This window comes from Sulfurisphaera ohwakuensis (genome assembly GCF_009729055.1).
GTDB lineage: Archaea > Thermoproteota > Thermoprotei_A > Sulfolobales > Sulfolobaceae > Sulfurisphaera > Sulfurisphaera ohwakuensis.
This window is the reverse complement of the sequence record NZ_CP045484.1, coordinates 2381871-2395642: the sequence shown is the minus strand read 5'-3', so window position 1 is coordinate 2395642 and position 13772 is coordinate 2381871. Positions and strand designations below refer to the sequence as shown.

Below are 13772 nucleotides of genomic sequence, written 5' to 3'. Positions count from 1 at the left end.
TTTCAAAAGAATATATATGTATGCTTTATAACATAAATGCACGTAATTTTTTAGATTTAAACAATAGCAATTTAAATTTATGAAAAGTAAATATTAGCATATGAGGATTGAAAAACCATTACTAATGTCATTACTTACGATCTTTTCCTCGCTTGACATTTTGACAACATATGTTGGGATTAGTAAGGGTTTAGCTGAAGATAACATTTTCCTTTTATCCTTCGGAAGTGAGATGTTTATTACAATGACTATTCTGAAAATTAGTGTTATAGTATTATCTTATATTCTTCTGAAAAAAGGATATATCTTACCAGTACTCATAGTAATGGCTATGATGGCCTTTGCAGTAATAAATAACTTTACATTACTTTTCTAACTCACTTAGCATTTATTTAGGAAAATCGTATATTTTTACGTTACGTTAAAAGTATTTACGAAATATTGTCTTATTAACTGAAAATTTATTTATAATAAGTGATAAGACTAAGAACTTTAAATCTAAAAATATTTATTAGTTCTGAGTAAATATTGTAAATTTTTATTGTAAGGGAAAAATTCTTAAACTACTATTCACTTGATTTCAACTCTCTTTGATTTCCCTTCCCATCTTGGTAAAGTATTGGGAGAGACGAACTGTATCTCTGGAGTAGCAAAAGCCACCCCTTGAATTTCCGCAGCTAGTTTCCTTCTTAATTCTTCGGAAGGTTTATCCGTTTCAACCAAGATTTCAAACTTTGCAGGTTCTCTTGTAATTATTATCTTATATTCTTTAATCTCTGGATAATGCATAATAACTTCATTGATAGCAGTAGGATAAATTTTGACACCTTTATAGAATATAACATCATCAACTCTTCCTTTAATTATTGAGACTGTCGGATAAGGTATATCGTCTTCGCTCTCCTCAAGTTTTGTGATATCCCTAGTCCTATAACGAATTAACGGCATACCCTCTCTCGTTAGATGTGTAATGACCAATTCCCCTTCTTCTCCTTCATCTACTCTTTCACCAGTCTCTGGGTCTATTATCTCTACATAAAAGTGGTCTGTCCATATATGCATTTTACTATGCCCATCTTCTGGGCATTCTTGTGCAACACCTGGACCAATAGCTTCAGTTAGCCCATAAATCTCCCTTGCTCCTCCACCTCTAGCTTTTAAGCCTAGTTCTTTCTCTATTCTACTTAACATTTCACTAGTCATGGCTTCAGCTCCCGGTATAGCTAGTCTTAAGTCTAAGTCCTTTTCAGGATCTATTCCCGCTTCTCTAATTTTTTCAGCAATATAAAGCTCGTAAGATGGTGTTCCCGTAATTACTGTTACCTTAAACTCTTTAAGTGTTTTAACTAATGCCTCAGTTCTCCCGGTACTCCATGGAATAACTTTAGCCCCTATCTTCTGAGCACCAATATGTAATCCTAAACCACCAGTGAATAACCCATATCCGTATACATTAGCAATTATATCATCCTTAGTAACACCCGCAGTTCTTAAAGACCTAGCGACTAAATTTGCCCATAATTCAATATCACTCTTTGTATAAGCACCCACTGTAGGAACACCAGTGGTACCGCTTGTCATATGCCATCCTACAATTTCACTTAAAGGAACTGTTAAGAAATCACCACCATAAGGATATGCATATTTTCTTAAATCATCTTTAGTCGTAAAAGGTAACTTCACTAAATCGTCTGGAGTTTTAATATCATCAACTGTTAGCCCTTTTTCTTTTATTACTTTGCGATAAAATGGACTATTTTCTAATACTCTTTTTATCATCCTTCTAAATCTAAATTGTTGTACTACTTTTATTTCATCTTTTGTTAATGCTTTTGGATCCGTCTCATCATATAGAATCATTCTATCACCTCACAAATAACCCTTTGGCCGTCTGTTGTTAATCTGACTTTTTTACCAACCTTTGCTTCACCTTTAACCCAACACATTAGATTTACACCATCAGAATTTCTTGCAATCCCTACTATGTAATCACTGTAATTCTCAAACCCTTGGGGCTTCTGCTTAACAATACTATAAGTCATAAGTATGCCCTCATTGCTAAGTTTAACCCACTCCATATCTGAGGACATACATTTCTCACAATCCTTCCTCGGAGGATAATACAGTGTACCACATTTCTTACACTTTGTAGTATAAATTTCACCTTTCTTTAGTCCTTCCCAGAATTTTTCATATAGTTTATCTGGAACAGTATATTTAAAGAGAAGGGGTATTCCATCCATTTATATCACCTATTAAATATCATGACGTAAGCGTAATGACCTGTACCACCAACGTTATGAGTTAAAGCAACATATCTTTTGAAAGAATGTTGTACCGGCCCCGCTTCTTCCCTTAATTGTTTTGTAACTTCATAAATCATGGATAAACCGGTTGCACCTAAAGGATGACCTTTAGCTTTTAAACCACCAAACAAGTTTACAGCAACTTTACCATCTTTTTCTGTTTGTCCCTCTCTCAACAACTCAGCTCCCTTACCCTTTTCAACAAAGCCTAAATCCTCGTAAGCCATAATTTCAGCAATTGAGAAACAATCATGAACAGTTGCATATTCAATATCTAACGGAGATATCTTAGCCATTTTATAAGCTTTTGCCGCAGCGTCTCTTGCAGCTTCTAAACCCACCCACTCACCTCTTGCGGCAATATAAGAAGTATCGCTACTATAGCCAACTCCCTTAACCCATATAGGAGTATCAATTTTTAATTCTCTTACCTTTTCCTCTGACGCAAATATAACTGTTGCAGAACCATCACTAATTGGAGAAGAATCTAATAATTTTATTGGCCATGATATCACTCTGGATTTTAACACGTCTTCTACTGTAATTTTATTCCTGAAATGTGCTTTTTCATTTAATGAAGCATATTTATGGGCTTTTACTGATGCTAATGCCATATCCTCTTCTGTAGTTCCAAATAAAGCCATATGTCTAGTTGCATATAAAGCGTAATAAGTAGGAAATGTAGTACCATACATATGAAATTCCCAATAATAGTTTCCTCCTCGTCCTCCAATTGCCAGTGAGGTAGATGTATCTACTTCTGTCATTTTATCTACTCCAATAGCCATTACTATATCAGCTAAACCAGATGCAATTAAATTAATAGCAGTAAAAGCCGCAGAACTTCCAGTAGCACAAGCTGCTTCAACTCTTATTGGACTTTTACCAACTAATCCACAGTATTCAGAAACTGGAGGAGCAGGATAGATCTCTGTCCCCCTGTATGCTGTACTCCCAATTACAGTTATATCAATATCTTTCTGAGTCAAATCTGAGTCTTCCAAAGCTTCCTTGACTGATTCCCAAGCTAATTCCTTTATAGTTACATCATCCCTTTTTCCAAACTTGGAATTCCCTACCCCTATAACGGCTACTTTCCTATTCACATCAATATAAATTGTTTAAATGACTTATATATCTTACTCTTGTATAATGATATTAAATTAAATGTTATCATTTGTCCAATATTGCTTAAACAAAGAATATATATGTAAAATGTAAGAAAAATAAAATTAGTCTGATTTTTATCCGTAAGAGTTTTATAATTCCTTTTAAATAAATGACATGTGGCAAACGAAATTTTAGTTGAGGATAGAGGGAACATCTCAGTAATAACTCTAAATAGACCAGATAAACTAAATGCGATGAATCTTGATTTGAGAAACCAACTGATAAAGGCTTTAAGGGATTTTAATAGGGATCCTAAGAAGAGAGTTGCTGTAATCACTGGGAGTGGGAGGGCATTTTCAGTTGGAGCAGATATTTCAAGTATAGCAGAAGATTTAGCGGAAGATCTAAGAAATTCATTTTACCAAATAATTAAGGAAGTTAGATTTTCGAACAAGATATTTATTTCAGCAGTAAGGGGCGTTGTTGCCGGAGCTGGATTAAGTCTAGCATTAGCTACCGATATTAGGTTTGCTTCAAAAGATTCAAGATTCGTAATGGCTTTCCATAATATAGGTTTAGCCCCAGATAGTGGTTTAGCCTTAATGATGTTAAGACTGGGAGGAGTGAAGTTCGAAAAATACATTTTAACTGGAGGGGAATTTAATGCTGAAATTGCGAGAGATCTTGGATTTGAGATTGTTGATGATCCTCTGTCAGAAGCATTGAAGAGAGCTGAGGAAATTTCTAATGGTCCTTTTAAATCATTTTCTGCTAGTAAAAGGTTAATTAATAGAGTACTTTATCAAGATCTAGAGGAATTTCTCGATTATGAAGCAGCAATGCAAGGGGCTTTAGGGAAAACACATGATTTTAAGGAGGGAATAACTGCTTTCTTAGAAAAGAGAAAACCACAGTTTAAGGGTGAGTAGAATGCCTAGTACCGTATTATACGAGATTGTGGATAATATAGCAATAGTTAGACTCAATAGACCAGATAAGTTAAACGCTTTAAATATGGAAATGGTATGGGATTTTGTTAACGTATTTAATGAGCTCGAGAATAATAAGAATATTAAGGTAGTAATAATTACTGGGAGTGGTAGAGCATTTTGCGCCGGTGCGGATGTTAACGAAATGGCTAATATGAAAGTTGAGGATGTAGTTAGAGTTGGCCATGCACCTATGTGGGAGAGATTAAGGACATTCAGAAAACCAGTTATTGCTGCACTTAACGGATTAACTGTGGGTGGAGGTTTAGAGTTAGCAATGGCATGCGATATTATAATTGCTGCTGAAAGTGCTATGTTAGGTCAGCCGGAAATAAACCTTGGCATAATTCCAGGTGCTGGTGGGACTCAGAGATTAACTAGGACTGTAGGAAAGTATAAGGGCATGGAAATGGTACTAACTGGGAGATTAATCTCAGCATGGGAAGCTTATAGAAGGGGTCTAGTTATTAAAGTTGTTCCAGATGAGGCTTTACTTGATGAGGCAATTAGGTTAGCAAAAGAGATTGCTTCTAAGTCTCCGTTTGCAGTAGAATTAGGCAAAGAGGCTGTAAATAAGGCTTTAGAGACTAATTTGCAACAAGGATTAGATATTGAGAGAAGGAACTTCTATGTTGCTTTAACCAGTGAGGATGGTAAGGAAGGTATGAAGGCATTTATAGAGAAGAGGAAACCTAATTGGAAAACATAATATGAACAAGAGAAAATAATTTATACTTTTTTATTTTGGAATATATACGTATAAATATGAGCACTAGAAGACTCCAAAAAATTAAGGGAGGAAGTTATATAATATCTCTCCCTAGCGAATGGGTTAGGAAAAACGGATTGGATGTAAAAAGTGAACTTAAAGTTTATGAGATATATGATGGTTTAAAGATAAAACCAGAGAGAAAAATAAATAATGAGAGAGAAATTATTTTACGAGATCTTAACGAAACTCTCTATTTAATATCAGTCTATTACATGCAAGGGATAGAGAAGATAATTGTAAAGTCCGATAATGTAATGAGCCAAGAAGTTAAAAAAGCATTAAGGGAGCTTCAACTTACTCACGCAGGATTAGAAATAGAAGATGAGACATTTAATAAGATTGTATTTAAAGTCAATTTACCAGTATCAACTGACCTTAATGGTTTGGTTTCCTCATTCGTAGACAAGATAAGGAAATTATTATATGATCTGAGAGTACTAGGAAAGTTCGATAAAGAGATTAAGGAAGATCTCATAACCCGTTGTGATATATTAATGAAAGATTATAGAGTAATTATAAGGAATATAGCAATAGGAGTCCAACTAGACGACTTATATAATTTCGGCTTACCCTTTAAGGATATAATTCTGTATGCCATATTTATGAGAGATCTAGGACGTTTAATTTCGCATCTAAGAACATTTCTAATGTTGACTGATGAAAAATCCATACCCAGTACTGAACTGATCGATACTCTTATTTCAATGTTTACAAGTGCTACATCAATGTTTATGACGGAGAACCTTTCAGATATTCAGCAAATAAGAAGAAATATGAAAATGATAGAAGAGAAATGCAATACAACAATAGAAGCTTGTAAGGAGTTTGTAAGAATGGCCTCATATTGCGTTGCCATCATGGATGACGCCGTACATAAGTCAGTGAGACTAATTTAAATTCATATATATGATATACATGTTACATATAATTGAACCATTAAAATTTATATATTGATATTTCCAACATATATTTGATGAGTTCAAAATACTCCAATCTTAATTTTGAAGAAGAGCCTGATTATCCGCCAGAAAATGTATATCCACCAAGATGGAATTTCGATAATGAAAAGGCATGGCAACTTTATAGAAGAGCAAAAAGGGAACAATGGGATGAAGAAAGCATAAATTGGAAAGAGGTAAAAGATATTGCATCCGGTTTAGATAGAAAACAAAAATTAGCAATAGCATACTGGTGGGGGTTACTTTCAAATTTCGATAACGCTACTCCAGTATTTGCTTATGCTGTAATTAAAGCCTTTGAACAGCACCTTGATACTGCTATAAGAGGTATACTAACTACAATAACTTACGATGAAAATAGACATAATATTATGTGCGGTCTAGCGATAAATAATATACTCCCAGGATTTCCGTTTGATTTTAAACCACAGGATGATTTAGAAAAGAAAGCTAAATTAAACGTTTTATGGACTTGGTGGAATGGCTCTAGATATTGGAAGGCTTATCTTGAGGCATATAAAAAATATACATTTGATGTTTTATTTACTTCCTTCATGATGGGTGAAGCAGCTGCTACAACAGTATTTACCACGATGTCAAAAGGTGCTAAAATTAATGCCTTTAAAGAATTATTTAAGAATACTGCTGTAGATGAAACTAGGCATTACGCATTTACTCACATGATAATGTCTCAGAATGCAGAAAAAATGGATGATGAAAGGAAGAAGTTAGTAACTAAACAAATAAGGGCTGGCTTTGTCTTTCTATCTCTTATTACTTATATTCCGCCAAAAGATTTTTGGAAATTACCTCCATGGTTCATAGAGGTTCATCAGAAAATGGAAGATATAGCCAGAGATGCAGGATTTTATATACCAGAATTAAAGGAAAAAGAAGAAGCTTGGAGAAATGCAGTATTGAGAGTTGGGGCTTCTCTGAAACATTATGGTATAAAATTACCTGATATGCCAGAATTGGGTATCTCTGGAGATATAGTAGAAAACATAAAGGAAGATGATTTTATCCCAGTCTTCTGACCGGTGCCCAAATTGAAAGTTGCAGTAATAGGAGCAGGAGTTATGGGTCATGGTATAGCAGAAGTTTTTTCCCTTTACGGCAACGAAGTGTATTTACACGATAAATATCCAGATGCATTAGAAAAAGGTTTAAAAAACATTCTATGGTCTCTTAACAAATTAAAAGAAAAAGGAAAAATAACAGATGTTGAAAGTATCTTCTCACGAATAAAACCAATAAATGATTTATCTCAAATTTCCGATGCTGAGTTAGTAATAGAAGCAGTATCAGAAAATTTAGACTTAAAAAACTATGTTTTTAGACAAGTTAGTAAGATTGTTAGCAGGAATTCAATAATAGCAACCAACACTAGTAGTTTACCTATATCTGAATTGGCTCAAAGCGTTGAGTATCCTCAGAGATTTTTAGGACTTCACTTCTTTAACCCTCCAGTTCTCATGAAGCTAGTAGAAGTAGTTAAAGGGGATAAAACTGACGATTCATTTTTTTCTAAAGGGATTGAAATAATTAAAAATATTGAAAAAGTCCCTATTCCAGTAAGAAAAGACGTTATAGGATTTGTAGTAAATAGGATTTTATTCAGAATTTTTACTTCTGCTTGTAAATTATTAAAAAATTATACAGTGGAAGAAATAGATAGTCTGGCTAGATACGTCCTAGAATTTCCTATGGGAATATTCGAGTTGCTCGATTACACTGGAATTGATACAAACTATCTAATTTCAAATGAGGTTAGAAAAAGAAGCTTTGATTTTGCTTGCGAAAAACTGAAAGAATTGTATGAAAAAGGTTATTATGGAGCAAAAGTAGGAAAAGGATTTTATGATTGGAGCAACGGAAGACCAATAATTAGGAAAACTGACAGAATGCCAAAACCAGAAGACTTACTTAGAGATGCTGTAAACGAAGCTATTTGGTTAGTTAAAAATAATGTTTCTACAGAGGAAGAAATTGAATTAGCTACAAAATTAGGTTTAGGATGGAAAAAAGGAATATTTACTTATGCTAGAGAATTATCAATAAAATAATAAGTTGCCTCTACAAAGTAAATATATGGCAAAAATTAAACCAATGACAATTGGAAATTTTTTAAGGCTTGTTAAAGGAAGAGGAGTGAAAAAACTACCCTTAATAGCTGGACATAAATTATTATACTCTTGTAATTTAAGATGCAGAATGTGTCCCTTTTGGAGGAGAAAGGATGAGAAATTACTAACATTAGAAGAAGAAGTTAAAATGATGGACGCATTACAGAGAGCTGGAGTACTCTTTATGGGGTTTGAAGGGGGTGAACCTTTATTAAGAAGAGATTTACCAGAAATACTTAAAGAATCAAGCAAAAGATTCTATACTTCTCTCGTAACTAACGGTTGGCTATTAAAAGATAGGATAAATGAGATAAAGGATTACATAGATAATCTATTCGTCTCGATAGACGGGATAGGAGAAATTCATGATAAACTAAGGGGGATTTCTGGCTCATTTGAGAGGGCCATTGAAGGAATAAAAGAAAGTGTGAAAAGAGAAATACCAACATCGATTAGTTTTACTCTAACAAATGAGAACATAGACGAGGTATTCAAAGTGATAGAGTTAGCAGAAAAGCTTAAAGTAACAGTAAGTATTCAAATCGCTTATGACTATTCTACTGCAGAGAAGTTATCACCTAGAAAAAGAGATGAATTAAAACAAGCATTAGAAGGAATTTTAGAGCTAAAAAGAAGAGGAAAACCAATTATTGAAAGCGAGAAATATTTTGAAGCTATAATAAATAGCTGGTTTCATGAAATTCCATGGGTTTGTAAACCTTGGCTAACGATAAATATTGACCCTCAAGGAAGAATAGTGCTACCTTGTTATGTTCTGAATGAATATCAAGGAGGCGAAAAAGCATGGGAAGTTGATATAATTAAATTATGGAATGAGTATGATTGGGATAAATATTCGACTTGTAATAAGTGTGCTTTAGCTTGTTATTTAGAACCATCGCTCTTCACGTGGAAAGATTATAAAATCGTTAGGGAAAGAATAATTGAACCAATGTTCAGTATAATCTCTAATTATATTTAGTGAGCTTAAATAAACTTTATTAATTTACTGAGATAATGAAGACTATGCGTCTCTCTTCACTGAAATACTACGAGAAATGGGCTATTTTAGGAGTCATTCTTGGCATTGTTGCAGGTCTCGCAGCAACTACTTTTTACTTATTGCTTCACTTAGCTGAAGATTTATTCATATTTCACCTTATTGGTATGAGTTATCCTAGACCACTTGGTGAAGGGGGCTCATTAAACTTCACATTTTACCCCGGGAGATATTATTTAATACCAATATCAACTGCAATTGGAGGTCTAATTTCTGGTTTAATAGTTTATACTTTTGCGCCAGAGGCGGAAGGTCATGGTACTGATGCAGCAATAAAAGCTTACCACTATTTACAAGGTAAAGTAAGATGGGTTGTAATTCCAGTAAAAATAATTGCTTCAGCGATAACGATAGGTTCAGGTGGTAGTGCAGGTAGAGAAGGACCTACTGCACAATTTTCAGCTGGCGTAGGCTCTGTAATTGCAGATCTTTTACATCTTAGTCCTCAAGATAGAAGAATTGCAGTTGCTGTCGGAATTGGGGCAGGAATAGGAACAATATTTAAAACTCCAATTGGTGGAGCAATCTTGGCTGCTGAAATTTTGTACAAAAGAGATTTTGAACCAGAAGTTTTATATCCAGCAATTATAGCTTCAGCTATAGGTTATACAATATTTGGAAGTATATTCGGATTCACACCGGTTTTTGGATATTATACTGGTACTTTTAACCCTCTAAGACTTCCAATGTATGCAGTCTTAGGGGCTATAGCCGGTCTATTAGCAATAGTATATGTTAAGACTTTCTATGGGATACACTCACTGTTCAAGAAATTTAGAGCTCCTAACCATATAAAACCGCTTATTGGAGGTGCAATAACTGGATTGATTGCGCTTTTAGCCCCAGAAATACTTGGAACTGGTTATGGCTGGATAAATTTAGTAGAGTATGAGAAGTTCAACGCATTTTACTCTCCTTTTATTCCGATATTAGTTCTAATAGTGTTATTGCCTATTCTAAAAATAATTGCTACTTCCTTTTCTATTGGATCTGGAGGTAGTGGAGGTGTTTTTGCTCCAGGATTATTTATTGGAGCATATATTGGAGCTTCTGTAGGTCTTTTATTTCACTATCTTTTTCCCAGCATAGTACCTAACATAGCCCCATTTGTTATAATAGGTATGATGGCATTTTTTGCTGCAGCTGGGAAAGTTCCTGTATCAGTAATTATAATGGTTACTGAGATGACATCAAGCCTTCAGCTATTACCTGGAGCAATGATAGCCGCGGCAATAGCATATTTAGTTTCTGGAGATTACACTATATATATATCACAACTTCCTACTAGAAGAGATTCTCCTGCACATAAAGTTGAATATGAAACCCCTATTATGGAAAGTTTGCACGTAAAGGACTGCGAAATAAAAGACATTAAAGCTTTAATTACCGACAAGGTAAGTCATGTAGCTGATTTAATGCTTAATTTTGGCTTCATGAGTTTACCAGTAACCGATCAAAACAATAACTTCCTAGGGATAGTTTATTTTAAAGACTTGGAGAAGGCAAAAAATGACGATATCATAGCAAATTATATGACTAAAGGATCTTTATATGTTCATTTGGATTCAACATTAGAGCAAGCTTTAGAAGTAATGGCTAAGAATAAGGCAAGATGGGTAGCAGTAGTGGAAAAAGGGAAATTCATAGGAATATTAACTTATGATTCTATTGTAGAAGCATATGAAAGAGAACTAAAACAAATTAGAGAAGCAAATAGATGATTTTTATCTTTCCCTATCCACAATTACTTGAAGCACTGAAATACCCTTAAACTCGTATGCTTCTTTTACACTTTCTTCTAGTTCATCAACATCTTCTACTAATCTATAATATCCACCAAAAACCTTAGCGGTTTCACCAATATTATATCTCTTAAAATCAGCTCCAGGAAAATATTTCTTCGCTTTAGCCAATCCCTCTGGAAAGACTTCTTCAACAGCTTCAGCACTAGCTAACCAACCACCATTATCATAAATTATCACTGTTACATTACCACCATATGTAGAAATGGCATAATAAAAAGCTTCTGGCACACCAAAAATAAATGCACCGTCACCAACTGTGGCAATAACTTTCTTATTCGTTAGTGAGACTCCGAAAGAAGCACCTAAGGCCCAGCCTAGATGACCAAATGAAGGGTCTGCAAAATATTGCCCAAAATCAAGCTTTGTATATCTAGGATTAAACGGATACTCATTAAGTATAACATCATCTTTTCTAATAACTCTACCAATAATATAACTTAAATATCTAGGGTGAATAGATTTCCTTTTCTTCAACTGTTCTATTTCCTCTTCTTTTTTCTTTTCTTGTTGAAGTCTCAGCTCTTTTACTTTTTCCTTCCATTCCTTTTTCTCCTTAACATCTAGCTGGTCAAAGAATTCTGAAACAGTAGATTGAATACAAAGATCACAAGGAAAGCCGTAAAATGGGATATAAGAGTAAGAGGGATCAACATCAACCTTTATAATTTTGCCATAAAATTTAGTTTTCTTTGGAATATATGGTACCTCAGCCTCTATTACAATAGCTAAATCAACAGTTGATAAATCAATCCTATCTAATCCCATTTCACCAGAATAATTTACAACCTCTCCAACATAATTTAAAACTGGAATCCCTACCCTATCAGCAAATTCCTTTAAGCTATTAAACCACTCTTTCCTTCTACCACCCCTCCAAGTAACTATAACTGGTCTTTCACTCTCCTCTATCATTTCCTTAGCCTTTACTAAATCCTCCCTTCTTACTCCTGGCTCATAAGTTGAAACTCTAACTTTTCTGTATTCACTTTTCTCTATGCTCACCTCCCTAGGAATCACAATATATACTGGTCCTTTAGGTTCACTAAAAGCTATCTGATAAGCCCTAGCTATAACCTCTGGTATTTGCTCGACCCTCCTTATTTCAAAATCATATTTAACCCACTGTCTAACCATTTCTCCTTGATCTTTAGCTTCTTGCGTCCAATGTATTCTTAAATTCCTACTTGCTGGACTACCAGTCTCAGTATAGGGACTTCTGCCAGCTATGACTATTAAAGGTATTCTAGATGTAAAAGCATTAATTATCATACCTAAAGCATTTGCAGTACCAGGAATTGTATGAACTGCAACCACCCCTATCTTCCCAGATAAAGAATACCCTATTGCTGCTGCAGTTGCTGTTATTTCATGTGGTACTATTATGAAATCTGGTAATGAAGGATCCCTTACCTTTTCTTCAATGAATGCAGCGTAATCAGTCCCAGATACCATGAAGATTTTATCTACACCTAAATCTTGTAGGCTTTTTAAAATGAGTCTTGCACCGCTATCCATTTGTTTCAATCCTCTTGATACTTAATAAATATAATGGAATAGAGAGAAAGCCTAAAATAGAAATTAATGCCCAAAGATACAAGGGGTAATAGAGGAAGAATGACATTAAATAACTTGCATACGAAGAACCAACAAGTCTTCCTATTGCGGTAACCATTCCATAAATTCCAATTTCTCTTCCTCTTTGCTCATCTTTCGTGAATGAAGAAGCAATTGCTTGAGAGAGTGGTGAAACTATCATTTCTGCAATAGTAATGAAAGTCACATCTATTATTGCAAACAAAAAATTAGTTATAAATCCTACTGCAAAATAAGAAATTGAATATATGAGCATTCCTAGAATAATGTGTTTTATTTTAAGATGCTTACCTATAACATCTTGCAAAAATACAATTAATACACCATTTACCATAAAGAGGAAACCTACATCTTCTACGGAAAACTTAACTACTTCAGTATAAAACGTTAAAAGTGAAAAGCCCAGCTGACTCATTAACATAAAGGTTAAAAATGTGGGGATGAGGAACTTAATAAATTCCCGGTTAACGGTAAACGATAACTTTCTTCTTCCTCTAAAATCTGGTAAAGAATTTACAAAAATTAACGGAGTAAGTAAAATAAATGAGGATATAAGTAGTAACATTCTGAAACCTTCATATTGAAATATAATTGAACCTAAAAGAGGACCGAATGCCCAACCCGCATTTATTCCTACCCTTACTCTACTAAAAGATACAACTAACTTTTTGAATTCACCTTTATTAATATCACCAACTAACGTAGTATTTGCAACGTTATATACATTATTTGAAAAAGATTGAAGAAGTAAGAAAATCACAACTAAAAGAGGATGAAAGAAGAAGTAAGAAAGAAAAAGGAATATGGAAGACGAAATGATTGACATCATCATAGTCTTTAATCTACCTATAAAGTCGACTATGTAACCTCCCATCACATAAGATAAAACACTAACTAATGCCTGAAGGGCATAGTAAATTGCAATAAAAGATAATGGTATGTTAAAAACTGTAAAAAGCGCATAACCAGTAAACGGCCAAATTAAAGATCCACCAAAAGCTCTAAATGCACCAATAATAGCAAGCCTATTTACATTGTTCACGCCATTACTT

The 13772-nt window shown here is 34.1% G+C and carries 13 protein-coding genes; 8 read left to right on the top strand and 5 right to left on the bottom strand.

The annotated features are described in order from the left end of the window. The first annotated feature begins 100 nt into the window (after positions 1-100). Positions 101-376 carry a hypothetical protein gene (locus tag D1869_RS13225; RefSeq protein ID WP_156015539.1) on the top strand — a complete coding sequence of 92 codons (276 nt, stop codon included), beginning with the start codon at positions 101-103 and terminating at the stop codon, positions 374-376. 194 nt (positions 377-570) lie between these two features. Here the strand turns inward: D1869_RS13225 and D1869_RS13220 are convergent, their stop codons facing one another. Genes D1869_RS13220 through D1869_RS13210 form a run of 3 tightly spaced genes read right to left on the bottom strand, consistent with a single transcriptional unit; the run spans position 571 to position 3412 of the window. Further along, on the bottom strand, positions 571-1860 hold the full coding sequence (locus D1869_RS13220; protein ID WP_156015538.1) for a phenylacetate--CoA ligase family protein: 1290 nt from the start codon (positions 1858-1860) through the stop codon (positions 571-573). Next, positions 1857-2243 carry a Zn-ribbon domain-containing OB-fold protein gene (locus D1869_RS13215; protein WP_156015537.1) on the bottom strand — a complete coding sequence of 129 codons (387 nt, stop codon included), beginning with the start codon at positions 2241-2243 and terminating at the stop codon, positions 1857-1859. The genes D1869_RS13220 and D1869_RS13215 overlap by 4 nt, the downstream gene beginning before the upstream one ends. A gap of 5 nt (positions 2244-2248) precedes the next feature. Then, positions 2249-3412, bottom strand: a complete 1164-nt coding sequence (locus tag D1869_RS13210) for a thiolase domain-containing protein (protein ID WP_156015536.1) — start codon at positions 3410-3412, stop codon at positions 2249-2251. 180 nt (positions 3413-3592) lie between these two features. Here D1869_RS13210 and D1869_RS13205 point away from each other — a divergent pair, with 180 nt between their 5' ends. From D1869_RS13205 to D1869_RS13175, 7 genes are all read left to right on the top strand, one after another. Further along, positions 3593-4345 (top strand): enoyl-CoA hydratase-related protein, encoded by a 753-nt coding sequence (locus tag D1869_RS13205; RefSeq protein WP_156015534.1) that lies wholly within the window; start codon positions 3593-3595, stop codon positions 4343-4345. Position 4346: 1 nt separating this feature from the next. Next, positions 4347-5114, top strand: coding sequence for an enoyl-CoA hydratase/isomerase family protein (locus D1869_RS13200; protein WP_156015533.1), 768 nt, complete (start codon positions 4347-4349; stop codon positions 5112-5114). 56 nt (positions 5115-5170) lie between these two features. Then, the gene (locus D1869_RS13195; RefSeq protein WP_156015531.1) at positions 5171-6073 is read left to right on the top strand and encodes an AbrB/MazE/SpoVT family DNA-binding domain-containing protein; all 903 of its coding nucleotides are present in this window, start codon (positions 5171-5173) and stop codon (positions 6071-6073) included. Between the two features lie 77 nt (positions 6074-6150). Then, positions 6151-7173 (top strand): aminobenzoate oxygenase, encoded by a 1023-nt coding sequence (locus D1869_RS13190; protein ID WP_156015529.1) that lies wholly within the window; start codon positions 6151-6153, stop codon positions 7171-7173. Positions 7174-7185: 12 nt separating this feature from the next. Next, positions 7186-8202: a 3-hydroxyacyl-CoA dehydrogenase gene (locus tag D1869_RS13185; RefSeq protein WP_156015527.1), complete on the top strand. Its 1017-nt coding sequence runs from the start codon at positions 7186-7188 to the stop codon at positions 8200-8202. Positions 8203-8227: 25 nt separating this feature from the next. Then, on the top strand, positions 8228-9244 hold the full coding sequence (locus D1869_RS13180; protein ID WP_156015525.1) for a PTO1314 family radical SAM protein: 1017 nt from the start codon (positions 8228-8230) through the stop codon (positions 9242-9244). 44 nt (positions 9245-9288) lie between these two features. Continuing rightward, a complete protein-coding gene (locus D1869_RS13175) occupies positions 9289-11043 on the top strand; it encodes a chloride channel protein (protein WP_156015523.1) in 1755 nt (584 codons plus the stop codon). 3 nt (positions 11044-11046) lie between these two features. On the opposite strand, the gene D1869_RS13170 is transcribed toward D1869_RS13175, so the two are convergent. After that, positions 11047-12642 carry a thiamine pyrophosphate-requiring protein gene (locus D1869_RS13170; protein ID WP_156015521.1) on the bottom strand — a complete coding sequence of 532 codons (1596 nt, stop codon included), beginning with the start codon at positions 12640-12642 and terminating at the stop codon, positions 11047-11049. Next, entirely contained in the window at positions 12635-13762 is a 1128-nt protein-coding gene (locus D1869_RS13165) for an MFS transporter (RefSeq protein WP_156015519.1), read from the bottom strand. Before D1869_RS13165 ends, D1869_RS13170 begins: the two co-directional genes overlap by 8 nt. Between the last annotated feature and the right edge of the window lie 10 nt (positions 13763-13772).